2 protein-coding genes are annotated in these 2007 nt (G+C 46.3%); both read right to left on the bottom strand.

Translation table 11 applies throughout. The annotated features are described in order from the left end of the window. A partial coding sequence (locus B3N33_RS01170) for a LacI family DNA-binding transcriptional regulator (protein WP_292591900.1) occupies positions 1 to 694 on the bottom strand: 694 nt, incomplete at its 3' end. A 390-nt stretch (positions 695 to 1084) separates the two neighbouring features. After that, positions 1085 to 2007 (bottom strand): AraC family transcriptional regulator (locus B3N33_RS01165; protein ID WP_292591899.1); only part of this gene is annotated, 923 nt, incomplete at its 5' end.

The following is a 2007-nucleotide window of genomic DNA, read 5'->3' as shown; positions in this document are numbered from 1 at the left end:
CTGATAGCTCAGAGAATGCCCTTTCATAACCGGACTCGTATGTGAATTGCCCTCTCGTTACCTTAACCTCCACACTGGAATATTCTTGCGCGACGGCCCTGGCAGCCTCCTCTCTATCTATAGAACTCGAAACGTCTTCAGGACCGCCAAGATAAAGAAAACTCCTGTGACCTTCGTCGTAGAGATAATCAAAAACGTGCTTCATTGCACTGAAGTTGTCTATGGAAACGGATGGAAGAGTCTTTGACCAGCGTCTTCCCAACAGCACAATCGGACAACCAGATTCCTCTATCAAGGTTTCAACTGCCCTGTTGTAACCGGATCCAATGAAGAGGATACCGTCGACATGCTTTGAGAGAAGAGTGTTTATTGCTTCCCTCTCGAATTCCAGCTTTCCATCTGAATTAGCGATTATGAGATTGTAGCTGTTTTTGCGAAGCTCTTCCTCCGCGCCTTTCATCATCAATGGGAAGTGTGGATTGGATAGGTCGGGAAGGACCATCCCCACGGTGAAAGTCTTCTTCATTCTGAAGCCCCTGGCCAGAACGTTAGGACTGTAGCCCATCTCCTTGACCGCTTTGAGAACGTTTTCTCTATTCTCTTCACTGACTGTGGAAACGTTATTCAGGACTCTTGAAACAGTGGCAGTTGAAACTCCTGCCCTCCGCGCTACATCTTTAATTCTAACGGCCATCTTCACTTCTCCTTCTCTAAGTAATCGATTACGTAATCGATTACTCATAAAGAGAATACCATCTTGCTTCATCTGAAACAAAGTCCTCTAGAGAGGAAAGAGAGTCGTTTATTTTTGTCTGAAGGGAGATATGATGGAAATCTTTACTGAGGAAAACTCTAGTGTCGATTATGAGCTATTCGCTTAAGTTATCGCTGTTTCCAGATGCCTTGAAAACACTCGTACTTTCTTCACTGATTAACAATTTCCCTCTAGCAACAGACGTCGCAGATGCGATCACTTTGCTTAATTACAGAAAGTTAGTGCCTAGAAACAGTATTACTTGAAAGTTCAATGAATATCGACCAAAAGGAAGTCTATAGAAAGCCCCGGCGCCTGGGGCTTTTGCTGCTATTTCTTCAGAAGTTTAACGGGACGGCAGATAGAATATCCATAATTCTCCGGGTCGCTTCTCTGGTAGATCGGATTCTCAGTGTTCCATTCATAACCCGAGTCTTCGGGATTCCAGTTCCAGGCCAGCTCGTTGACGGTTGACATGACTGCGGTGTTTTCTTCCTCGTAATTGTAAGGCGGGTAGTAAAAGATCACATACTCGCTTTCTGAAACGACAGTACACTCCATACCTTCGGGTACCTCTCCTCTGTAATCGATTGGCACTTCGATTCCGTATAGATAGCCCCGCTTATCTCCTTCGAAGTACCATCCGCCGATCTGACCGTGAAGGCTTTGAATGCTTTCGAGCAAACCCGTCACTGTGTGACAGTCCTGACCGGGAATGCCTTCCTGAAGTTCCCAGAAGTGGAAGTATCCCTTAGCGTTGATATTCCTGATTCCGATGAACTTGTGTGCAGGCAGTTTCTCTATCTTCACTTCGATCCTCTCCAGTTCCTTTTCGCTCAAGTTGCACCTCCTTTTGATGCCCAGAAAGTGGGGGTCGTAGACGATCCTTTTCAGCAGAAGGGGAATAGGCTTTGGGGACATTCTGAACTCTTTGGGTGAAATAGAATATGCTTTCTTGAACGATCTGCTGAAAGCCGCCTGCGAGGAAAACCCATTGTCGATAGCTATCTCGGCGATCGACTTCTCTGTATCTCGAAGCTCCAGCGCGGCCTTGCAGATCCTTCGAAGCCGGACGTAATCTCTCAGCCTAATCCCGGTAAGAGCATGGAACTTCTTTGTACAGTAGAATGGCGAGTAGAAAAGGTTCTCGCTCACTTCCGAGAGAGTTAGCCCATCTTCTAGATTTCGCTCGATAAGTTCGATTATCTGCTGAACGTTTTCGTGCCATTCGTACACAGCGATCCCCTCCTGAA

Origin of the sequence: Mesotoga sp. UBA5825, assembly GCF_002432955.1 — a bacterium.
GTDB lineage: Bacteria > Thermotogota > Thermotogae > Petrotogales > Kosmotogaceae > Mesotoga.
Note: the sequence above shows the minus strand (reverse complement) of the source record. Positions and strands in the feature narration are given on the sequence as shown.